Genomic DNA, 21,913 nt, shown 5'->3' on the forward strand with positions numbered 1-21,913 from the left:
TGGCTCATGATGTCCCTCTGGGATGCGCTCCGGATGAATATGATGATCTCATATCAGGAACTTGTTCGCACCTTCCCTAGGTGAATATATTGGTAGGATTTATGTTGAATCAAAAAACAGACCACGATACTTTATAAAATCAAAGGAATTGAAATGAGTCGTAAAATTTATTGCTTACTTACATCTTTAGTAATATTTGTATTGGTATTAATACCAACTTTGCACACACCAATGTTATCTGATGATTATTACTACATATCAATTGCAAATTTGCATGATCAGATTGCTCACTACAAGGAATGGAGTGGTAGAATTTTAACAAATATGTTTAGTTCATACATGATGTATTATGTTCCCCATGCCTTGTATGAATTTTTAACTGCAATGGCGTTAGCTGCCACCCTTTGTTTTACTGCATGTATTCCGAATGCATTACTTAAAAACAAATTAAAATTCCATCCGTTATCTGCTTTAGGTTTATTTGTATTATACTGGATAGCAAACCCTTCGTTAGGGGAGACGACTTTTTGGTTTGTTGGTGCCGCAAACTATCTTTGGACAACGTTTTATGTTTCATTATTCATCCTAACAATAGCATTGCAAAAACCAAAATTAACATGGTGGAAATTGCCCTTTGCATTATTATTAGGTTTTGCAGCGGGCTGTTCAAATGAAAACACCAGTATTGTAACGCTATTGTTGACAATATCTTTTATTATATACAAGAAGAATCTGTCAGCTATTTACCCATACCTGACAGGGTTGATTATCGGTATTGGTGTGTTGCTGCTTGGCCCTGGGACCGCTAGCCGCTCCCTGTATTTTAGTGACTGGCACAATATGACATTGTTTGGAAAGGTTGAATTACAACTTTTCACTCGCATGCCTGAGTCAATGTCTGTATTTTGGCAGATTTACATTGTAATTATAATTTTTGCTTTATTGATAGGTTTAAATAGTGCATCTAGTAAGAAACATATTTCTTTTAGTGCTATTTTTTTCGTTTCAGCAATTCTGTGCAATGCAGCTTTTATTGCCTCTCCGTTCATGCCACCACGTGCATATAGCGGAGCATTATTTATGTTCTTAATATCTGTATCATTTTTGATAAATGCCGTCTTAGATAATAAGAAAACAATTTATGACTACATTGGGCTATCCATTATTGGAATATTCATCCTTGTATATTTCATACCTTCATATTACATAATGACTAACGCTATTATAGGCACATGGAATCAGGAAAAAATTAGATTATCTATGATTCATGAGCAAGTAAGTCGCGGAGTGAAAGAAATCTCTATTCCAGATCTATACATGCCCAAACTGATTAAATCCACCGATGCTTACCCTGCATATAAACATCCTGCAAGAAACGACTTTTTCCATGTAAACTCAATAAATGAAGAGCAAACGGGATTCGATTACTCATCAATTGATAAACAAAAAGCATTTATCGTCGATAGTTCTATTTATAAAGGAATAATACTTGATAAAGTTTACTTTTATACAGAACATTTATATGGCTCGGAAAAAATAGTCCTGAAACTATCTGGAGATATAAATAAAGAATTATCGAATGGGAAGGCAATATATATTCACTTGGTTATGAATGATGGTAGGTTCGTAAATAAAGACACCGCAATGAAAGCCATTCTTATAGGCGATAGTTATTATACATATACGAACACAACAGATATCGACTTTAGTAAAATAAAAAAAATAGAACTGGGGATGTATGATGCTAAAACTGGCTCACCATTCTCAAAGTCAGTAATTAAAATATAAAACTATATTTTAATGGAGTATATTTTTACGACAAACTGACGCACATAAGAAAATGTAGATGCATTATAGCCTGAAATAATGCATCTACTCAACGCTATATAAACACAACTAAATTTATTTAGTTAAAATCATGCTATCAAATTATATCTGAGTTGAAGATGTATTATTGCGCACCATTACAGTACCATCCATGTTCAAATAAACAGGAACATGATCGGGATTCCCCCACGCACAAAGCGTTTACGCATTTTCGAGCTCTCTTTCGGTATTACCTACTCCCTAGCCTTCAGGGCAAAGTCCCTCTTTCCTTGCCAGCCTCAGTTCAGCACCAGCGACTGTCGGTAAGCGCTACAATGCGGATCAGCATTTTGTTTTGCCATGACATCTTCGTTTTATCGATAGCATTCCAGAGCGCATCTATCTCGTCGTCATTCAGGAATCTCTCCTCGTCATCCGGGCAGATACCGATATCATTAATTTCGGCTAACATTAACGCATTTGAAGTTATAGGTTTTCGCCGCAATGCATAGCGGATCACCAGTTTCATCTTCACCAGAATGTTACCGACCTGCACCAGGAAACTACCTTTCGTTATGTGCAGGAATATCGGCTCCTCCTATGCTCAAACTATAGGGCAGGATCGTCTACCGGGGTGGGGTCAGTCCACTATAGGGCGGGAGCGTCTACCGAGGTGGGTTCAGTCCACAAAGTCATCTAACCTGAGCAGGAAAAAAACAATGCCCACAAATCGCTTTGCGAAGAAACACTGGAAGATGGTTGTGATTCTGCTCGTTATTTGTACGGCCATGTTGATGCTGCGCTGGGCTGCGATGATCTGGGGCTAAATGACGCTCACCCACTGTTCCGGTTTCGTTTATTTATCGATTAATCGAATTTGTCTGAAAATAGCGTGTTATGGCCAGGTAAAAAATAAAACGCAAATTAAATATTAAATAACCTTAACTTTAATAGATAAAAACCGGGCCAATTATTTGACCCGATTTGTCATTACATCCGGTAGCCGAGTGAAACAGTAGTACGACGATCGGTATGCTCCGGCGCTGTTGCCGGCGGTTCAGAGTTCCAGGTCACGTTGTAAGCCACCTTTAACCCAAAGTGCTCGTTGATGGCAACGTTCAGGGCAGTTTCAGAGTTGAGCGTGGTATCGTCAGCGCCGAATACCGACACACCCTGAGTAAACTTGGTGTTGTCCGTCATCTGCCATGCATAGGCCCCGGACGCATAGCCCAACGGCTGCGTTTCGGTGGTGCCATCCGTGTGCTCGTCATAGCGCACGCCAGGACCGAATTCGAAACGGAAGCTGTGCACAGGTCCGTTGAGGAACTGGCGACCATAACCCGCGGTCAGCACGTCACGCTCGCGGTAGCCGTTGTAGCGGTCGGTCAACCAGCTTGCCTGTCCAAAGAGATAGTCATAGTCGGTCATGTTGTAACGACTACGGCCACCTACGGCATATTTCTCCGATGAACGCTCATCATTTGAGGAGGTATTGCTGGCATTTCCCCACAGAGACCATGCGGTCGTTTGGCCGTACCAGGTCATGGTGGTATCTGCGGTTAAAGAAGAACTTTTCGTGTTGCCTGACTGGGCGAGATATCCCGCGTTCAGGTTACCTTCAAAGGGTTTTTTCGCGCTGGAAGGGTCATCCATGACAGTAAAAACGGAATCATCGGCTACAGCATGCATTGACGCAAGCAGGCCTCCCGTCAGCAGTAATGCTGCGGGCACTGTCTTCAAAAGCTTCATTTATTAAGAGTCCGTACAACAAAAAAAGAGACCATTACGGTCTCGGAAACTTTCATATGGATCAATGACAAAAGACCCCTGAAAGGTAACAAATTATAAAAAGACTCGAATAACATAGCAATAAATTCTTATTTCGTTTTTTGAATAAGAGCGTTCCTAAACCTTTATTTTATTTATATATCTTTATGACGATAATTTTAAATAAAGATATGAAAAATCATGTTGTTAATTACTTCACTTTCGGGAGGTTAAGTGCCAGACTGAGTTCAGCCTAACAGGAGGTAAAGATGGTACGTATCTATACGTTAACACTTGCGCCCTCTCTCGATAGCGCAACAATCACCCCGCAAATTTACCCGGAAGGTAAGCTTCGTTGTACCTCGCCGGTTTTTGAACCCGGCGGCGGCGGTATCAACGTCGCTCGCGCAATTGCCCATCTTGGCGGAACCGCAACGGCGATTTTCCCCGCGGGGGGTGCAACCGGAGAGCATCTTGTTGCATTGCTCGCCGACGAAAATGTTCCCGTATCTACCGTCGAAGCCAAAGACTGGACCCGACAAAATCTTCATGTCCACGTGGAGTCCAGCGGTGAACAATATCGTTTTGTCATGCCAGGCGCTGCGCTGACCGATGACGAGTTCTACCAACTTCAGGATCAGGTGCTGGAAATTGAGTCTGGTGCGCTGCTGGTCATCAGCGGCAGTTTGCCGCCCGGCGTACAGCTTGAGAAGTTGACCCGGCTCATTACCACCGCACAAAAACAGGGGATCCGCTGTATTGTCGACAGCTCAGGCGAAGCACTGACGGCGGCGTTAGCCATCGGCAATATCGAACTGGTCAAACCCAACCTCAAAGAACTGAGTGCGCTGGTAAACCGCGAACTCACTCAACCCGATGATGTGCGCAAGGCCGCGCAGGAAATCGTACAGAGTGGGAAAGCGCACCGCGTTGTGGTCTCGCTTGGGCCGCAAGGGGCGCTGGGCGTAGATCGCGATACCTGCGTTCAGATGGTTCCGCCACCGGTGAAAAGTCAAAGTACCGTAGGTGCAGGCGACAGTATGGTCGGGGCCATGACGCTTAAACTGGCAGAGAACGCGCCTTTTGAGGATATTGTCCGTTACGGTGTCGCCGCGGGCAGTGCAGCAACGCTGAATCAGGGTACTCGCCTGTGCTCTTTGGACGACACGCAAAAAATATATTCGTATCTCGCTCAGTAATGACACCGTCCCTCTTTTGAAGAAAAAGGGGGATTCTCGCGTAAAACTGTCAGCATGGGTGTTATGCGACTATGATAAAAAATCACGTGATTACAAAGAAGTGAATCATGTGCAGTCAGGTGTCTCCACAACGGTGCGAGGTGAAGAAGAACGACAAACATTAAGTGCCTTTCCAGCGATGACGCGTCCGTGGTGTGCGTCAGTTCGTGTTTTTTAACCGCATTCTTGCGCTAACCTTATGATCTGGCAGACAACATGGGGAGAGACATCATGTGGCAGGCTATCAGTCGTCTTTTAAGCGAGCAATTAGGTGAAGGCGAAATCGAACTGCGTAATGAACTGCCCGGCGGAGAGATCCACGCCGCATGGCATTTACGCTATGCGGGGCGAGATTTTTTCGTCAAATGCGATGAAAGAGAGCTGTTAACCGGCTTTACGGCAGAAGCCGATCAGCTGGAGCTACTTTCCCGCAGTCAAACTGTATCGGTACCGAAAGTCTGGGCAGTAGGTGCAGACAGAGATTACAGCTTTCTGGTGATGGATTTCCTCCCTCCCCGTCCGCTTGATGCGCATAACGCATTTATCCTCGGTCAACAGCTTGCGCATTTGCACGAATGGAGCGACCAGCCTCAGTTTGGTCTCGACTTCGATAACGCGCTCTCTACCACGCCGCAGCCAAATACCTGGCAACGTCGCTGGTCAACCTTTTTCGCCGAGCAGCGTATAGGCTGGCAGCTGGAACTCGCCGCTGAAAAAGGCATAGCGTTTGGCAATATTGACGCCATTGTCGAACATGTCCAGCAACGTCTCTCTTCTCATCAGCCGCAGCCGTCTCTCCTGCACGGTGATTTGTGGTCCGGTAACTGCGCCCTCGGTCCTGACGGTCCGTACATCTTTGACCCTGCCTGCTACTGGGGGGACAGAGAGTGTGACCTGGCAATGCTGCCGTTACATACCGATCAGCCGCCGCAAATTTATGACGGTTACCAGTCTGTCTCGCCACTACCGCTGGACTTTCTCGACAGGCAGCCAATCTACCAGCTCTATACGCTGCTGAATCGAGCAATTCTCTTCGGAGGACAGCATCTGGTTGTGGCGCAGAAAGCGCTGGATAGATTACTGGCGGCTTAACGACGTACCGCGTTGCTTATCAGGCCTGTCGTTTCGCAACGTGGCAGGCCCGATAGCGCGGCACTTACAAAAAGCCCAGCAATGAGAAGAAGAAGTAGCCGATCACCAGAACGATCACCGGCAAAATATAAAGCGGGAAAATTTGTAAGAAGATCGTATGGTGCGGTACCACAATTCGCGACTCAAGTTGCTCGCGAGATAACCCGTCACTGCCTTTCGCCTGTTCCAGAATCAGCTGATCCTCAACGCCTTCGCGTAAGAAACGCGCCTGGCGGCTCATTCTGGCGCCTGAATCCTGCAACGCCAGGCCGACAAAAATCAGAATAAAAATCAGCCAAAAAACGAGATTCAGTCCACTTTGAAAATCAGGCGTTGGCGAGTTATACCAGAACACGTTAAGAAAAGGTGTGTTCACCCGCATCATGTCGATCATCACATGAGCAAAATCGAGCATGACCGCGTTAATCCCTTCCTGCTTTTCGCTGTGCGCGTACATAAACTTCAGTACTGAAACCAGCGTTGAAATTAGCGCGGGAATGAAAACCACCCATCCCACCAGCCTTTTCAAGATGGCAATGCGTCCAGCTTGTTGATACGTCATGAGTTCCCCTTGATTAAGACGTGTCATTTTGGCCTAAGTTTACCCGTTGATTACCGTTTTCGCCTGATCTTTAAAGGCGGTATACTGCTGAATTAGCCGTAATGAACGCTCAGAGTCCGTCCAGGCTGGCTCTAATCCCTTTTATCACCGTAAAGGAGAGGTTGTAATGTCAACCCCGCGTCAAATTCTTGCTGCAATTTTCGATATGGATGGGTTACTGGTCGATTCTGAACCGCTTTGGGATCAGGCTGAACTGGATGTGATAGCAAGTTTAGGCGTTGATATCTCCCGCCGCCATGAACTTCCCGATACCCTTGGCTTACGCATCGACATGGTGGTTGATTTGTGGTTTGCGCAGCAACCCTGGAAAGGCCCCTCACGTCAGGAAGTCACCGAGCGCATCATTACCCGGGCTATTGCGTTGGTTGAAGAGACAAAACCGCTGCTGCCAGGCGTTCGTGAAGCTGTAGCACTGTGCAAATCTCAGGGAATCAAAGTAGGACTGGCATCCGCTTCTCCGCTGCATATGCTGGAAAAAGTGCTGACCATGTTTGATCTGCGCGATGACTTCGACGCACTGGCTTCTGCAGAAAAACTGCCTTACAGCAAACCGCACCCACAGGTTTACCTCGATTGTGCGGCAAAACTGGGCATTGACCCGTTAAACTGCGTAGCACTGGAAGACTCAGTGAACGGCATGATTGCCTCGAAAGCTGCTCGTATGCGTTCCATCGTCGTACCAGCGCATGAGAATCAGGACGATCCTCGCTTCGTGCTTGCCGACGTCAAACTAACCTCGCTCACCGAACTTACTGCCGCACATCTGCGCGGCTAATCCTGTAACGGGCAATGATCGTATTGCCCGCTTTTTCATTTTTCATCCTTGCATTTTTTAAAACGCTGTTTCATTTTAAATTGTATTTCTGTTTAACCTCTCCTATCCTTGCCCTATAGCGCAAGCGTTAATGACATAAATAGTTGAGGTAAACATGATTCAGGAAGCTTTTCGTCTCGAAGGTAAAGTCGCCATCGTCACTGGATGTGACACCGGCCTCGGGCAGGGTATGGCAGTGGCGCTGGCTGAAGCGGGCTGCGATGTAGTCGGCGTGAATCGTAAAATACCGCATGAAACCTCAGAGAAAATTAACGCCCTCGGTCGACGCTTTATGGCCATTCAGGCCGACCTCAGTCAACAAGATGCTCTCACCAGCATCGTGACAAAAACGGTGTCGGCGTTTGGCCGGGTCGATATTCTGGTCAACAATGCAGGAACTATACGCCGTCAGGATGCGCTGGACTTCAGTGAAAAAGATTGGGATGACGTGATGAATCTGAATCTCAAATCCGTTTTCTTTCTGTCGCAGGCTGTGGCGCGTCAGTTTCTGGCTCAGGGCAATGGCGGAAAAATCATTAACATTGCCTCGATGCTCTCTTTTCAGGGCGGTATCCGTGTACCTTCCTATACCGCATCAAAAAGCGGTGTTCTGGGCATCACCCGCCTGCTCGCCAATGAATGGGCGGCCAAGGGAATTAATGTCAACGCCATCGCGCCCGGCTATATGGCGACCAACAACACCCAGCAACTGCGCGCGGACAGCGAGCGCAATCAGGAGATTATCGATCGTATTCCCGCAGGACGCTGGGGCACGCCAAATGACCTGAAAGGCCCGGTCGTTTTCCTTGCAAGTCCCGCCTCTGACTATATTCATAGCTATACGCTGGCCGTGGATGGCGGTTGGTTGGCACGCTAAACCCGCACTTGTGACATAGGGTTACAACGTCACCTCTTCCGCCTACTGTATAAAACCCCTATACTGTATGAATTGACAGTTTATTGGGTTTTATCATGACGGCGGAAGGCCACCTTCTTTTTTCTATTGCCTGTGCGGTATTTGCCAAGAATGCCGAACTAACGCCCGTTCTTGCGCAGGGTGACTGGTGGCATATTGTTCCTTCAGCCATTTTAACGTGCCTGCTGCCGGATATCGATCATCCCAAATCTCTGCTGGGGCAGCGTCTGAAGTGGATATCAAAACCCATTGCCCGGGCATTTGGTCATCGCGGGTTTACACATAGCCTGCTGGCGGTTTTTGCCCTGCTGGCCACGTTCTACCTGAAAGTCCCGGATACCTGGATAATACCGGCCGATGCCTTACAAGGTATGGTACTCGGCTATCTTAGTCACATTCTGGCCGACATGCTGACCCCAGCAGGCGTTCCCCTGCTTTGGCCCTGCCGCTGGCGTTTTCGTCTGCCTATCCTCGTGCCGCAAAAAGGCAATCAACTGGAGCGGTTTCTGTGCATGGCACTGTTCGCATGGGCAATCTGGATGCCGCAAACCATACAAGAGAACAGCGCGGTACGCTGGTCTTCGCAGATGATTAATACGCTACAAATGCAGTTTAATCATTTCATAACGCATCAGATTGACTAATAAATCAGCCAAAAAGTCATTTTAGGTATAAACAATTCCATTTGAATATAAGAGGCAAGTCACAGTTCTGCTAATCTTGCGCCAACAGAATCACCTTTAAACGGTGATACGTATAATAAGATCAGGAGAACGGGGATGAACTTTCCATTAATCGCGAACATTATCGTGTTCGTAGTGCTGCTGTTCGTGCTGGCGCAAGCCCGTCACAAACAGTGGAGTCTGGCCAAAAAAGTACTGGTCGGTCTGGTCATGGGTGTCGTGTTCGGCCTTGCCCTGCACACCATTTATGGCTCCGACAGCCAGGTTCTTAAAGATTCCGTACAGTGGTTCAACATTGTCGGCAACGGTTATGTCCAACTGCTGCAGATGATTGTTATGCCGCTGGTATTTGCGTCTATTCTCAGCGCCGTTGCACGTCTGCATAACGCCTCTCAGTTAGGTAAAATCAGCTTCCTGACCATCGGAACGCTGCTGTTTACCACGCTGATTGCCGCGCTGGTAGGGGTTCTGGTGACCAACCTGTTCGGCCTGACCGCCGAAGGTCTGGTGCAAGGTGGTGCCGAAACCGCACGTCTGAACGCGATTGAAACCAACTATGTTGGCAAAGTGGCTGACCTCAGCGTTCCGCAACTGGTGCTGTCGTTTATTCCGAAAAACCCGTTTGCCGATCTGACTGGCGCGAACCCGACGTCGATTATCAGCGTGGTTATCTTCGCCGCATTCCTCGGTGTAGCCGCACTGAAACTGCTGAAAGATGATGCACCAAAAGGCGAGCGCGTTCTGGTCGCTATCGATACCCTGCAAAGCTGGGTGATGAAACTGGTTCGTCTGGTGATGCAGTTGACGCCGTACGGTGTTCTGGCGCTGATGACCAAAGTGGTTGCAGGTTCCAACCTGCAGGACATCATCAAGCTGGGTAGCTTCGTCGTGGCTTCTTATCTCGGTCTGGGCATTATGTTCGTGGTTCACGGGATCCTGCTGGGTATTAACGGCGTTAGCCCGCTGAAATACTTCCGCAAGGTGTGGCCGGTGCTGACTTTCGCCTTCACCAGCCGTTCCAGCGCAGCCTCAATTCCGCTGAACGTTGAAGCGCAGACCCGTCGTCTGGGCGTACCTGAATCCATCGCCTCATTTGCCGCCTCTTTTGGCGCCACAATTGGTCAGAACGGTTGTGCGGGCCTGTACCCGGCAATGCTGGCAGTAATGGTTGCACCGACCGTCGGTATCAATCCACTGGACCCAATGTGGATTGCCACGCTGGTTGGTATCGTGACCGTGAGCTCAGCAGGGGTTGCGGGTGTCGGTGGCGGTGCAACGTTTGCCGCGCTGATCGTCCTGCCTGCTATGGGTCTGCCGGTCACGCTGGTTGCGCTGCTGATCTCCGTTGAGCCGCTGATCGATATGGGTCGTACCGCGCTGAACGTAAGCGGTTCCATGACTGCCGGTACGCTGACCAGCCAATGGCTCAAGCAGACTGATAAAACGATTCTGGACAGCGACGATAACGCCGAACTGGCGCATCGCTAAGTCTGTCAGCTAAAAAAAACAAAAAACCGCCGGAGTGTCATGCTCCGGCGGTTTTTTTATATCCATTAATCGCTTAGTTCATTTTCCTGGCGAACCTGATTAGCCCAGCGTTGCGCTGATTCCGGGACCGTAAATGCAGGCGAACGTTGAAACGCCTCCCCCATTAAGACAAAAGCGACATATTTTCCGCGCAGTATCCATACGTCACGAAACGCATCCATTTTAACCGCATGCTCTGGTGGCGCGGGCTCCACGCGGGGAACATAGCTGATAACCGGACGATTTTGTTGGCGAAGAGGTTTCATAATCAGTTGCTTCACTAAAGACAAATTCTAAAAATCAGAAAACCGCTATCTTAGCCGATTTTGCCGCCTTGCGTCCTGCCTTGCGTGCGCTGTTTGCCTGGTTCATCGCGCTTTACGTCATCGGCCTGTACCTGCGCCGCTGAGTGAGTGGTCTATAGTTAAAGCTTTTGACAACAACAACGACCCTTTCAGCAATGAAACCAGGAGACGAGTTTAATGTCACAGAATGATAAGCATCCACTCCATCACTCAGCGCCGGTTCATGATGCCAGCGAATCCCAGCCAGGACTTGACTCACTGGCACCCACAGACGGTTCACATCGGTCAACACCTGAACCCACACCGCCAGGTATGCAGCCCACTACGTCCGGCAGTTTAAAAGCGCCAGATATCAAAAGTGACAAACTCAATGCACTGGACAGTTTTCGTAAAGGAAGCGAAGATTTTGCTCTGACAACTAATCAGGGTGTGCGAATCGCAGACGATCAAAACTCTCTGCGCGCAGGTAATCGCGGGCCAACCCTGCTGGAAGACTTTATCCTGCGGGAAAAGATTACCCATTTTGATCATGAACGCATCCCGGAGCGGATCGTACATGCCCGAGGTTCTGCCGCTCATGGTTACTTTCAGTCCTATGCCAACCTGAGTGCGACGACGAAAGCGGACTTTCTAAGTGATGAAAATAAAATCACCCCGGTTTTTGTCCGATTCTCTACCGTTCAGGGCGGCGCAGGCTCTGCGGATACGGTCAGGGATATACGGGGATTTGCGACCAAGTTTTACACTGAAGAGGGCATTTTCGACCTGGTGGGAAACAATACTCCCATCTTCTTTATTCAGGATGCCCATAAATTCCCGGATTTCGTCCATGCGGTTAAACCGGAGCCGCATTGGGCTATCCCGCAGGGCCAAAGCGCCCATGACACCTTCTGGGATTATGTCTCATTACAGCCTGAAACGTTGCACAACGTCATATGGGCAATGTCCGATCGGGCTATTCCGCGCAGCTATCGCACGATGGAAGGCTTCGGTATTCACACATTTCGGTTGATTAATGCGCAAGGGAAAGCCACCTTTGTCCGTTTCCACTGGAAACCGCTGGCAGGCAAAGCCTCGCTGGTATGGGATGAAGCGCAAAAACTTACCGGTCGGGATCCTGACTTTCATCGCCGCGATCTGTGGGAAGCTATCGAAGCGGGCGATTATCCGGAATATGAACTGGGACTACAGCTGATTCCCGAAGAAGATGAATTTAAGTTCGATTTTGACCTGCTCGACCCGACCAAGCTGATCCCGGAAGAGCTGGTTCCGGTGCAACGCGTCGGTAAAATGGTGCTGAACCGCAATCCTGATAATTTCTTCGCCGAAAATGAACAAGTCGCTTTTCATCCCGGACATATCGTCCCTGGCATCGATTTTACTAACGATCCCCTGCTGCAGGGTCGCTTGTTCTCCTATACCGATACCCAAATCAGTCGCCTGGGCGGGCCCAATTTCCATGAAATCCCGATTAATCGCCCGACCTGTCCGTACCATAATTTCCAGCGTGACGGCATGCATCGAATGGACATCGATACCAATCCAGCCAACTATGAACCGAATTCCATCAATGATAACTGGCCGCGTGAAACGCCGCCGGGGCCAAAACGCGGTGGATTTGAGTCGTATCAGGAACGGATTGAAGGAAACAAAATCCGCGAACGTAGCCCCTCTTTTGGCGAATACTATGCGCACCCTCGCCTGTTCTGGCTAAGTCAGACGCCAATTGAACAGCAGCATATTATCGGCGGATTCAGTTTCGAACTCAGTAAGGTTACGCGCCCCTATATTCGGGAAAGAGTGGTCGAACAGTTAGCTCATATTGATACTGCCCTCGCCGAGGCGGTTGCCGATAAACTCGGTTTTAAGCTAACCAAGGAACAGGCCAGCATTGCGCCACCGCCCAACGTCAACGGTTTGAAAAATGCACCGTCACTCAGTTTATATGCAGGTGCGCAAGGTGAGATTAAGGGCCGCGTGGTCGCCATCCTACTTAATGACCAGGTGAAATCGAGCGACCTGCTCGCCATCATGCAAGCCCTACAGGCCAAAGGCGTTCATGCCAAATTGCTCTATTCCCGAATGGGTAAGGTAGTTGCCGATGATGGATCTGCCCTGACGATCGCCGGTACTTTTGCGGGTTCGCCATCCCTGACGGTCGATGCGGTTATCGTTCCATGCGGTAATCTCGCGGACATCATTAAGAACGGTGATGCCCGATATTATTTACTCGAAGCGTATAAGCACTTAAAACCTATCGCCCTGGCCGGCGATGCTCGTCAGTTTAAAGCAACGTTGAATATCAAAAATGAAGGAGAAGAAGGTGTGGTGGAAGCGGACAGTGCAGACGCACAGTTTATGGATACCCTGTTGACGCTGATGACCGCACACCGCGTCTGGTCACGTGCCGGAAAAATAGAAACGATTCCCGCCTAAAAAAATGCGGCGCATTAAGCGCCGCAAACTCAGGAATTACACGTTCAGAAAACTGCCAAGACGATAACCGCGCTCCGCAATTGCATATTTCAGTGACGAAGACGTCAGCACGTCGAGCTCAGTTAAGCGGGGGTAACAGTAGGCACTTTGACGAATAATGTCATCGATAAAGGCCGGATGACACATCACTTCCAGCGAAGACTCTCCCCGGTCGACTGACGCATCCAGCGTCTGTAAAAACAGAGCCTCGGAAATCGCTTCGCCGTAAAACTCGCTGCTGAATCCCTGGGAGGTACGTAACGTTTCCGGAAAATCAGACGCCTGAAACACGGTCTGACGATCGATACGCAATGCAATCCCCTTCTGGGCAGCAAACCCGGCTACGATAGGGAAAATCTGCGGGAACATATGCACATGGTGATGGCTATCCAGATGCGTCGGCTCCCGCCCGAACAGGTCAATAAAACGCTGATACTGCGCGGCCAGTTCCTGAGAAATTTCATCCAGCGGCAAAGTATCCTCCTCTGCCATCTGCCAGATCCATTTCCCCAGTAATCCGTCACGGGTAAGGCCCGGCATTGCCGTCAACGGCCTACCCAGCGTCAGAACAAAATGCATTCCGACGGCGAGTGCAGGTATGTCGCGACTCAGCTGTACCGCATGGTCAATCGCCGCACCGTTAACCAATGCCGTTGTCGAGGTGACAACGCCATTACGACAGGCTTCAACAATGCCGTAGTTTTGTCCTTTACTCAGGCCAAAATCATCCGCATTCACAATCAGTACGCGTTCCATAGCCGACCTCAGTTAGTGTTGTTCGCTTTTGAGTTTCTCAATGCACCCGGCGAAGTTTGGCAACCATTTTTCATGCGCCAGGATTAGCTCACGCGCCAGAATCTCGGCATCGCTGTCAGAATGAACCAGCGGACTCAGGTTTAATGCCAGCAGCACATCATTCAGCTCGCCGCTCAATGCCGCATTGCTCGCCGCAACCTCAAAGCCTTTAATGGTGTAGATAAGGCCAAGCACTTTCTCGTCAAAATGGGTAATACGTGGGTGCGGCGTAGCACCGTTACGTCCCAGCGTGCAGGTCATCTCAACCGCCCAGTCCGCAGGAATGTTATCAACGTGTCCATGATGTGGAATGTTGACGTAGTGCTCGGTCTGTTTGTCGTTGTAGATGGCGTTGATCACTTCACAGGCCGCATCGGAGTAATACGCGCCACCGCGCTGCTCCAGCTCTTTCGGCTTAACGTTTAACTCAGGATTTTTGTAGAGGTCAAACAATTGTTTTTCTACTTTTTGTACTACCTGGGCACGTGCGCCGCCCTTATAGTACTCGCCCATTTCGATCGCCAGCATCTCTTTTGGCTTGAAGTAGTACAGCAAATACGAGCACGGCAGCAGCTTCAGCGAACGAATCAACCCTTCGCTGAACGGCAGGTCGAAAATGTTCTTCACGGTGGAAGCTTTCAGTTGTCCAGAAGCCACGCCGTCCAGCAGTTCATCAAAGCGCGATGTACCGTTCACCAGCACGTCTTTAATAAAGACCATGTGGTTCAGACCGAACAGATCGATGGATAAGTCATCACTCTCTTTCAGCGCCAACACATCGCTAATAAACATTTTCATGCCGACAGGAATATTACACACACCGATGAATTTCTTGAAATTCGTGTGACGATAGACCGCTTCAGTCACCATCCCTGCCGGGTTAGTAAAGTTAATCACCCAGGCATTCGGGCACAGTTCTTCCACATCTTTAATAATATCAAAGATAACCGGAATGGTACGCAGACCTTTGAACAGCCCACCCGCACCGTTGGTTTCCTGTCCCAGATAACCGTGGCTCAGCGGAATGCGTTCATCCTTTTCACGGGCTTTCAGTTGCCCTACGCGCAGTTGGGTGGTAACGAAATCAGCATCTTTCAGTGCTTCACGGCGGTCCAGCGTTTTAAACAACTTCATCGGTACGCCGGCTTTGTCGATCATGCGCTGGCAAAGGTCAAAAATAATGTCCAGCTTCTCTTTTCCACCGTCGACATCAACCAGCCACAACTCAGAAACCGGTAATTCATGATAGCGCTTAATAAAGCCTTCAAGTAATTCAGGGGTGTAGCTGCTCCCGCCACCGATAGTGACGACTTTTAATTTCTGGCTCATACTTTCTCCCTTCAGTGTAAAAACACTGACGTGTATTATGCTCAACCCGTTTGTCAGGTATAGCGTGGCTGTCCCGACGCTATTTTGGGCAAGCTATAAAAAATGTGTTATTGGCAAATAATATCTACTGATTAAATTCAGTTAATTTCTTACGGTAGCTATTCGGTGTAAACGACGTCAGCTTTTTAAACGTTTTAATAAACAGGCTTGGACTACTGTAGCCAGACTCGTAAGCAATATCCGTTACAGAATAGTTCGTCATTTCCAGCTGTTTTTTAGCAAAGTTAATGCGGATTTCATTAATAATCTGCATCGGCGTTTTGCTGTAATAACGCTGGGTAGCGCGGGTCAGATACTCCTGGGATTTCGCGGACAGGTGTACCATATTTTCCAGCGCATTCTCGCTAAACTGCCGTTTGTCGTGCATGGTCTCGACGGTGGTTTTAAGCCACTGCGGAATATCATCCAGCACCTGCTCTTCGCGATGATGGCGTAACCGATTTATAATATAGAAGGTGACCACTTCTACAAATTCATCCAGCCCGCTCTCACGAAAGTTCAGTGATGCAATAACCGTTTCAATGTAGGTAAGAAACGAGTTATTCGCCCGGTAGACCTGCGATGCAACGAAACAAAATGGCAGCAGCGGGTGATAGTGCTGTTCAAAAAAACGTTTACTGATGCCAACGTTAAGGATCCTTGTCGCACCAAAATCATAAAAACTCTGGTGGTGCGATCCCAACGGGATAAAAACAAAGTCTCCACGTTCGAGCAGGACGCGTTTACCGTTGATTTCCTGATAATAGCGCCCGGTTAAAACCAGGGTAAATTCATAGTAGTCATGCTGATGCAGCCCGCTGATGCTCTCAGTTTTGTTATAGATGAACACATGGAAATTTTTGCCATTAAACAGCTGCTGTTCATAAACGGTTTTGATTTCCGGTGCGTTAATCTGTAGCTGCATTATGCACTCCTCGCTATTTCAGCTTTTCGTGAAGCTCAATCAGTTCAGTCACCAGCTCACGCGCCAGCATTGATGTCATCAGGTGGTCCTGTGCGTGGACCAGCACCAGGCTAACTTTCATTTTACCTTCGCCCTGATCGCCTTCAATCAATTTCGTTTGCACGAGGTGCGCTTCGTTCAGCGCCAGACGAGACTGGTCCATCATGGTCTTAGCTGACTCGAAATCACCCTGCTTGGCCATTTTGAGTGCGCCGTACGCCAGGCTACGCGCCTGACCGGAGTTGATGATGAGGCCCATCACCACTTCTTCAAGTTCTTCTGCTTCTGACTGCGTGTCGACGATGTTCTCGATATCCAACATACTTTTTTCCTCTGGTTCAGTCCGGCATGACCGTAAAGCCATGCCGGATTAAATTTAGAATTTTAATGCGTTAGCGATATCTTCTTCGCTTTCTTCTTGGTCAATAACGTTCTGCGCTTTGTTGGCTACCACCACGAACGGCAGGTAAACCAGCGTTGCGATACCGAGGTTGAACAGCGCGACCAGCAGAGCAGCGACGCTACCGTTGGTGTTAAAGAACGCGCCCAAACCGGTTGGCATAGTCCACGGTGCAATGTTGGTAATCGGTGGAATAATGCCTGAGTAGTAAGCTGCCAGCGTAATCGCCGCCAGAATCGGTTGCACCAGAATGAACGGGATAAACATCACCGGGTTCATGATGATCGGCAGACCGAACAGGATAGGTTCGTTAATCTGGAACAGACCTGATGGCAGTGCCAGCTTAGCAACCTGACGATAGTCAGGACGACGCGATGCCAGGAAGATAGCGATAATCAGACCCAGCGTTGCCCCACTACCCCCAAGGAAAATATAGGAGTCGAGCATCGGCTTCGCCCAGACGTGGAACGTCTTACCGGCTTCCAGCGCGGCATCTACGGAACCAAACTGTTGGTAGATAGAGATGTTTTCCAGCGCCCATGGCGTCATGATACCGCTGTCCAGCGCAGTCAGCGCCAGTGAACCGTGAATACCGAAGAACCACAGCAGCGGAACAAAAATCACGTAGGCCCAGCCCACCACGCTACCCAACGACGCCAGCGGAGTTGAAATGGAATCCATAATGATCTGGTGGAAGTTCGTACCCCAGGTGTTCAATGCCCAGGCGATGATCCCCATAATGGAGAGGATAAGGAAGCCAGGAATCAGCGCAGAGAAAGAGCGCGATACGGATGTCGGTACGCTATCAGGTAATTTAATGACCCAATTGCGACGAACCACAAAGGTGAACATTTCCGCGACCGCAAGGCCGATAATAATACCGGAAATAATATTGGCACCGCCGAGCCAGTTTGCGCCAACGGCATAGGCTTCACCCACGCTATAAGGCGTTACGGTCATAAACGCGGCGACGGATAACAACCCGGCTGCCAGTGAGTCGACTTTACGTTCTTCTGCCAGCGCCATGCCGATAAAGAACGGTGCCATCAATGACATGATACCCAACGTACCGTTATAGACGTTTCCACCAATGCCTTTCAAGCTATTCAAAGTTTCAATAGTTGAAGCATCAAGTCGAATGCCCATTGAATAAAAAAACGACCCCTCCCCAAAGCTCAGGAAAACGTTATTGATTAATACAAACATGGCCCCTGCGAGGGTTAACGGCATTAAACGAATAAAACCGTTCTTGATTGCATTAACGTGCGGCTGCTTTCCAATTTTTACAGCAAAAGGAAGGAGTACCTTTTCAAGTGAAGCAATAGCGTTACTCATAGAAAAATACCCTTAAATACCGCAATTAATAATTGCGGTGAATGTTAATGAAATAACTCTTTGACGGGAAAAATTAAAATAAAATAATTAATTTGCTGCGGCTTTTTTAATTGCTGCAACAGCAGCCTTAAGCACGCCTAAACCATCGACTTTGCCATACAGCAGCGAGTCAATCACTTCCACAGGCTTGTTGGGTAACAAACGCTGAATTTCGGGCAACATATAAGCAATTTGTGGACCTAATAACACGACATCGGCGACAGGACCTTTTTCTCCGGCCAGCGTTTCAGGAAATGCTTCAATAATAACCGGTACTTCGTATTTTTCGGCCTGAGCACGCATCTTCGAAACCAACAATGAAGTCGACATGCCCGCAGAACAAAACAGATAAATGTGTTTCTTTTCCATTAAAACGATCCTCATGTGCGATTATCTGTCAACCAGACACTCCGCAAGCCATAACCTGCATCCATGCTCTGGGTAACTTGCGTCAGCTAAATTACTTTTTTAGGTGGCTGAAATGAGTATACGGGATTGCACCGGTGGATGGTATTTCCTTGACCAACTAAATTGTCTCTCCTTGACCTGTCGTTATGACCCCCCTCACATTTCGGGCAAATAATTCGCGGCAATAAATAAGATCGTTCGGCACAAAAAAACCGGCACAATGGCCGGTTCTTCTGAATGCTCAGGCAATAAGCAGTTGTTACTTCTTCGCCGCCTGCGGGTCAGTGTCGTACTCTGCGCAGGTCTGGTAACCGGAGTTAATCACATGTCCGGTGTCGTCTAAAGCAACAAAATAGGTTTCAGCTTTACCATCTCGTTGACCCAGGATGTAGGTCTGGCATGTCCCTCGCGCATGAATCATGCTGACTTCAGAAGAAGGTTTACCGGCAATCTGCGCCACCTGCGCCCGGCTCATCCCTTTCTTCACATCTTTCACCACGGGCTGAACAAATTGGTCTTTAGTACGATCGTAGGCCGTACACCCTGCCAGCATAGTCAAAACAGCCGCTGCACTCAGAATTCCTGTTAGGTTCTTGTTCATATTCCGTCCTCTTGTATTTCAGCGTGTTATATAAGCCTGGAGCACAACAACACATTTTTCAAGCAATCAGATGATACTTAGGTCGTTTCGGAAAATTCTATTAAAACAAAATGATGTTAGATCAGGCCTGCATCCCTTGTCGTTTGGGTCCCAACGCGTTAGCTTTAACACATCATTTTTTTGATCATTTCATTTTTCGGAGGGGGTTAAATGACTCTGCAGCAAGAGATAATCCAGGCGCTTGGCGCAAAACCGCAAATTAATGCAGAAGAGGAAATTCGCCGCAGCGTGGATTTCTTGAAATCCTACCTGCAAACGTACCCTTTTCTGAAATCACTGGTATTAGGGATAAGCGGCGGACAGGACTCAACGCTCGCGGGAAAACTTTGCCAGATGGCTATTTCCGAGCTTCGCGAAGAAACGGGGAATGACGCGTTGCAGTTTATTGCCGTACGTCTGCCGTATGGCGTTCAGGCTGATGAACAGGACTGCCAGGATGCCATCGCCTTTATCCAACCTGACCGCGTGCTCACAGTAAATATTAAGGGTGCGGTACTGGCCAGTGAACAGGCCCTGCGTGATGCGGGTATTGAACTGAGCGATTTTGTCCGTGGCAATGAAAAAGCCCGTGAACGTATGAAGGCCCAGTACAGTATCGCCGGAATGACCAGCGGTGTTGTCGTGGGTACCGATCATGCAGCAGAAGCCATCACCGGATTTTTCACCAAATACGGCGATGGCGGTACTGACATTAACCCTATTTTCCGTCTGAACAAGCGTCAGGGTAAGCAGCTGCTTGCCGCGCTGGGTTGCCCGGAGCATTTATATAAGAAAGCGCCAACCGCCGACCTCGAAGACGATCGCCCTTCTCTGCCGGATGAAGCCGCATTAGGCGTCACCTATGACAACATCGACGATTACCTCGAAGGAAAAACGCTGGCTGCCGACGTCGCGAAAAAAATTGAAGGCTGGTATCTGAAGACCGAGCACAAACGTCGCACACCGATTACGGTGTTTGATGACTTCTGGAAAAAAGCGTAATTCTTTTAGTCGCATATTGCCGGATAGCACTGGGATCACCGCTGTCCGGCCCCTCCTCCTGGCCTGATGCCGCTTTTTTAATCGGTTTCAAACTGCTATACTGGATGAATAACCAGCATCCGGAGTGAGAAGTGGTACGGCGTCAATCAGCCCCACGCCTGACATTTGAGGCAGCGGCAATCTATGAATATCCTGAACACCTGCGTCCATTTTTGAGTGCGCTTCCCACCGCACCAGGCGTCTATCTGTTTCACAGTGAAAGCGACACTATGCCGCTCTACATTGGTAAAAGTGTCAATATTCGCAGCCGCGTGCTGGCACACCTGCGTACCGCGGACGAAGCGGCAATGCTGCGTCAGGCCAAACGCATTAGCTGGATTTGTACGGCGGGAGAAATTGGTGCCCTGCTGCTGGAAGCGCGGTTGATCAAAGAACAACAGCCGTTGTTTAACAAACGACTGCGGCGCAATCGTCAGCTTTGCGCCTTGCAGCTTACCGACCGAACTGTTCAGGTTGTCTACGCACGAGATATTGATTTCTCCAATGCACCCAATCTGTTTGGCCTGTTTGCCAATCGTCGCGCAGCGCTACAAGCGTTGCAAAGCCTCGCGGATGAACAACAGCTGTGCTACGGCCTGTTGGGGCTGGAACCCCTGAGTCGCGGGCGCGCCTGTTTTCGCTCCGCGCTTAAACGCTGCGCCGGAGCGTGCTGCGGGAAAGAGAGTCATGAAGCCCATCATTTGCGTCTGTTAGCGGCGCTGGAAAGAGTGAGAGTGATTTGCTGGCCATGGAGCAATGCCATTGCGCTGCAGGAAACCGGCGCTGAAATGACACAGTACCATATCATCAACAACTGGCTGTGGCTGGGAGCTGTTTCAACGCTGGATGAAGCGACTACCCTGGCGCGTATGCCAGCAGGCTTTGACCATGATGGCTACAAAATTCTCTGCCGGCCTGTTCTGTCTGGTCAATATGACATTATTGAACTGCATCCGGAGAATGCCCCGGCATCCAGTTAATCTCGCTGAACAGCAATTTTCCCTCGCGTTCCAGCAGTCGTAATGTGTGTTTGCCGTCATGCCAGCTCGCACCCTGGTCGGCCGTCAGCAGTTTATCGCCCAGTTGCCATGCACCACTGATAACAAACACCACGCCGCCGCGTGAACCAAAGGTCGTAAAGGTGCGATCGGCCACTCTGACTTTTGCCTGGCAAACATCTCGTCGGGTCATGATATTAAAATCCATCGACATCTGCCCTTCCGTCAGCTTTGCTTTTACCACCTTGTCGCCGGCAAAGGTAAAAGGTTGATGCTGTTTCAGGGTATGCGAAAAGATGTTCGTTTCTTCCAGGGTCACTTCTCCACCTTCCAGCAGAGTAATCACACGTTCTACGCCGGGAAAAAGAGAAAACTCACCGTTTGCTGCAATGGAGGCGATACTCGCCCGCCAGTGAAAATCTCGTGTTGCTGGTGGAAAACAGCAAATCTCACGCGTTTCTCCCGCACCATTCCGCCAGAGGTTAACCGGCATTTTGCGGATATCAAAGTATTCCATCATCCCTCCAGAAAGGAGCAGCATGGCAGCCTGCCGTAAACAGACAGCCATAAATCATCATTATTATGTTCACCCTGCAGATTATTGTTATCGGCAGCAGAGTTGATTTGCCTTAGCGATGAAC

Annotated in this window: 23 protein-coding genes; 11 read left to right on the forward strand and 12 right to left on the reverse strand. The window is 48.9% G+C overall.

The window, feature by feature from the left end; genetic code table 11:
- Positions 1-153 precede the first annotated feature (153 nt).
- Positions 154-1,788: a DUF6056 family protein gene (locus OGY18_RS01660; protein ID WP_286551419.1), complete on the forward strand. Its 1,635-nt coding sequence runs from the start codon at positions 154-156 to the stop codon at positions 1,786-1,788.
- 322 nt (positions 1,789-2,110) lie between these two features.
- On the opposite strand, the gene OGY18_RS01665 is transcribed toward OGY18_RS01660, so the two are convergent.
- A complete protein-coding gene (locus tag OGY18_RS01665; RefSeq protein ID WP_286551420.1) occupies positions 2,111-2,362 on the reverse strand; it encodes a site-specific integrase in 252 nt (83 codons plus the stop codon).
- A 163-nt stretch (positions 2,363-2,525) separates the two neighbouring features.
- Between OGY18_RS01665 and yniD the strand changes: the two genes are divergently transcribed.
- Complete coding sequence (gene yniD, locus OGY18_RS01670) at positions 2,526-2,633, forward strand: small membrane protein YniD (RefSeq protein WP_202580517.1); 108 nt, start codon at positions 2,526-2,528, stop codon at positions 2,631-2,633.
- 163 nt (positions 2,634-2,796) lie between these two features.
- Here yniD and OGY18_RS01675 read toward each other — a convergent pair whose 3' ends face one another.
- Positions 2,797-3,555, reverse strand: a complete 759-nt coding sequence (locus OGY18_RS01675) for a DUF481 domain-containing protein (protein WP_003832568.1) — start codon at positions 3,553-3,555, stop codon at positions 2,797-2,799.
- Positions 3,556-3,842: 287 nt separating this feature from the next.
- On the opposite strand from OGY18_RS01675, the gene pfkB reads away from it, so the two are divergent.
- Positions 3,843-4,772 carry a 6-phosphofructokinase II gene (pfkB, locus tag OGY18_RS01680; protein WP_003832567.1) on the forward strand — a complete coding sequence of 310 codons (930 nt, stop codon included), beginning with the start codon at positions 3,843-3,845 and terminating at the stop codon, positions 4,770-4,772.
- 270 nt (positions 4,773-5,042) lie between these two features.
- A complete protein-coding gene (locus tag OGY18_RS01685) occupies positions 5,043-5,903 on the forward strand; it encodes a fructosamine kinase family protein (protein WP_164562895.1) in 861 nt (286 codons plus the stop codon).
- Between the two features lie 64 nt (positions 5,904-5,967).
- Here the strand turns inward: OGY18_RS01685 and OGY18_RS01690 are convergent, their stop codons facing one another.
- Positions 5,968-6,504, reverse strand: a complete 537-nt coding sequence (locus tag OGY18_RS01690) for a YniB family protein (protein WP_286551425.1) — start codon at positions 6,502-6,504, stop codon at positions 5,968-5,970.
- A gap of 166 nt (positions 6,505-6,670) precedes the next feature.
- Here OGY18_RS01690 and hxpB point away from each other — a divergent pair, with 166 nt between their 5' ends.
- The 4 genes from hxpB (at position 6,671) to tcyP (ending at position 10,465) form a co-directional block, all read left to right on the forward strand.
- The gene (gene hxpB / locus OGY18_RS01695; protein ID WP_286551427.1) at positions 6,671-7,339 is read left to right on the forward strand and encodes a hexitol phosphatase HxpB; all 669 of its coding nucleotides are present in this window, start codon (positions 6,671-6,673) and stop codon (positions 7,337-7,339) included.
- A 154-nt stretch (positions 7,340-7,493) separates the two neighbouring features.
- Complete coding sequence (gene kduD, locus OGY18_RS01700) at positions 7,494-8,255, forward strand: 2-dehydro-3-deoxy-D-gluconate 5-dehydrogenase KduD (protein ID WP_286551430.1); 762 nt, start codon at positions 7,494-7,496, stop codon at positions 8,253-8,255.
- 83 nt (positions 8,256-8,338) lie between these two features.
- Positions 8,339-8,938 carry a metal-dependent hydrolase gene (locus OGY18_RS01705; protein WP_286551432.1) on the forward strand — a complete coding sequence of 200 codons (600 nt, stop codon included), beginning with the start codon at positions 8,339-8,341 and terminating at the stop codon, positions 8,936-8,938.
- Between the two features lie 135 nt (positions 8,939-9,073).
- On the forward strand, positions 9,074-10,465 hold the full coding sequence (gene tcyP, locus OGY18_RS01710; protein WP_003832558.1) for a cystine/sulfocysteine:cation symporter: 1,392 nt from the start codon (positions 9,074-9,076) through the stop codon (positions 10,463-10,465).
- Between the two features lie 65 nt (positions 10,466-10,530).
- Here tcyP and cedA read toward each other — a convergent pair whose 3' ends face one another.
- Positions 10,531-10,794 carry a cell division activator CedA gene (gene cedA, locus OGY18_RS01715; protein WP_072025560.1) on the reverse strand — a complete coding sequence of 88 codons (264 nt, stop codon included), beginning with the start codon at positions 10,792-10,794 and terminating at the stop codon, positions 10,531-10,533.
- Between the two features lie 192 nt (positions 10,795-10,986).
- Here cedA and katE point away from each other — a divergent pair, with 192 nt between their 5' ends.
- On the forward strand, positions 10,987-13,245 hold the full coding sequence (gene katE / locus OGY18_RS01720) for a catalase HPII (RefSeq protein WP_284961713.1): 2,259 nt from the start codon (positions 10,987-10,989) through the stop codon (positions 13,243-13,245).
- 36 nt (positions 13,246-13,281) lie between these two features.
- On the opposite strand, the gene chbG is transcribed toward katE, so the two are convergent.
- From chbG to osmE, 7 genes are all read right to left on the reverse strand, one after another.
- Positions 13,282-14,040 carry a chitin disaccharide deacetylase gene (gene chbG / locus OGY18_RS01725; RefSeq protein ID WP_148362066.1) on the reverse strand — a complete coding sequence of 253 codons (759 nt, stop codon included), beginning with the start codon at positions 14,038-14,040 and terminating at the stop codon, positions 13,282-13,284.
- Between the two features lie 12 nt (positions 14,041-14,052).
- Complete coding sequence (locus OGY18_RS01730) at positions 14,053-15,408, reverse strand: 6-phospho-beta-glucosidase (protein WP_032943151.1); 1,356 nt, start codon at positions 15,406-15,408, stop codon at positions 14,053-14,055.
- A 124-nt stretch (positions 15,409-15,532) separates the two neighbouring features.
- Positions 15,533-16,375, reverse strand: coding sequence for a transcriptional regulator ChbR (gene chbR, locus OGY18_RS01735; protein WP_085951046.1), 843 nt, complete (start codon positions 16,373-16,375; stop codon positions 15,533-15,535).
- 10 nt (positions 16,376-16,385) lie between these two features.
- Positions 16,386-16,733 carry a PTS N,N'-diacetylchitobiose transporter subunit IIA gene (gene chbA, locus OGY18_RS01740; protein ID WP_003832549.1) on the reverse strand — a complete coding sequence of 116 codons (348 nt, stop codon included), beginning with the start codon at positions 16,731-16,733 and terminating at the stop codon, positions 16,386-16,388.
- A gap of 54 nt (positions 16,734-16,787) precedes the next feature.
- Positions 16,788-18,146 (reverse strand): PTS N,N'-diacetylchitobiose transporter subunit IIC, encoded by a 1,359-nt coding sequence (chbC, locus tag OGY18_RS01745; protein WP_003030619.1) that lies wholly within the window; start codon positions 18,144-18,146, stop codon positions 16,788-16,790.
- Between the two features lie 87 nt (positions 18,147-18,233).
- Positions 18,234-18,554 carry a PTS N,N'-diacetylchitobiose transporter subunit IIB gene (chbB, locus tag OGY18_RS01750; protein WP_003832547.1) on the reverse strand — a complete coding sequence of 107 codons (321 nt, stop codon included), beginning with the start codon at positions 18,552-18,554 and terminating at the stop codon, positions 18,234-18,236.
- 298 nt (positions 18,555-18,852) lie between these two features.
- Positions 18,853-19,194 carry an osmotically-inducible lipoprotein OsmE gene (gene osmE, locus OGY18_RS01755; protein WP_003030621.1) on the reverse strand — a complete coding sequence of 114 codons (342 nt, stop codon included), beginning with the start codon at positions 19,192-19,194 and terminating at the stop codon, positions 18,853-18,855.
- A 210-nt stretch (positions 19,195-19,404) separates the two neighbouring features.
- On the opposite strand from osmE, the gene nadE reads away from it, so the two are divergent.
- Both nadE and cho read left to right on the forward strand, forming a co-directional pair.
- Positions 19,405-20,235, forward strand: a complete 831-nt coding sequence (gene nadE / locus OGY18_RS01760; RefSeq protein ID WP_286551441.1) for an NAD(+) synthase — start codon at positions 19,405-19,407, stop codon at positions 20,233-20,235.
- 131 nt (positions 20,236-20,366) lie between these two features.
- Positions 20,367-21,254, forward strand: a complete 888-nt coding sequence (gene cho / locus OGY18_RS01765; protein WP_149384634.1) for an excinuclease Cho — start codon at positions 20,367-20,369, stop codon at positions 21,252-21,254.
- Here the strand turns inward: cho and ves are convergent.
- The gene (gene ves, locus OGY18_RS01770) at positions 21,214-21,789 is read right to left on the reverse strand and encodes an environmental stress-induced protein Ves (protein WP_148362680.1); all 576 of its coding nucleotides are present in this window, start codon (positions 21,787-21,789) and stop codon (positions 21,214-21,216) included. The genes cho and ves overlap by 41 nt on opposite strands.
- Positions 21,790-21,913: the final 124 nt, after the last annotated feature.

This window comes from Citrobacter sp. Cpo142, assembly GCF_030332425.1.
GTDB lineage: Bacteria > Pseudomonadota > Gammaproteobacteria > Enterobacterales > Enterobacteriaceae > Citrobacter > Citrobacter portucalensis.